Source organism: Streptomyces sp. GbtcB7, assembly GCF_019091445.1.
GTDB classification, from domain to species: domain Bacteria; phylum Actinomycetota; class Actinomycetes; order Streptomycetales; family Streptomycetaceae; genus Streptomyces; species Streptomyces mirabilis.
In genome coordinates this window covers 1-228 of record NZ_JAGXJM010000816.1, presented here as the reverse complement: position 1 = coordinate 228, position 228 = coordinate 1, and the positions used below count along the sequence as shown (strand labels likewise).

1 pseudogene is annotated in these 228 nt (G+C 70.6%); it reads left to right on the top strand.

Annotated features, from left to right (window positions below):
• Positions 1-228 (top strand): annotated as a pseudogene (locus KVT44_RS57645) (alpha/beta hydrolase); the annotation flags it as partial.

Below are 228 nucleotides of genomic sequence, written 5' to 3'. Positions count from 1 at the left end.
GGGACCGAACTCGGCGGCGTGTACGCCCACTTGTTCCCCAAGAACGGGGGCCGTCTGGTGCTGGGCGCCGTCGTCGACCCGAGCGCCGGCACGGTCGGCCACGCCAAGAACCAGGCCCTGGGCTTCCAGCGCGCCCTGGACGACTACCTCAAGCCCACCGGCCAGGACCCCAAGCAAGGCTCCCGGAAGATCGTGGACCAGCTGAAGCGCATCGACGCGTGCCCCCTG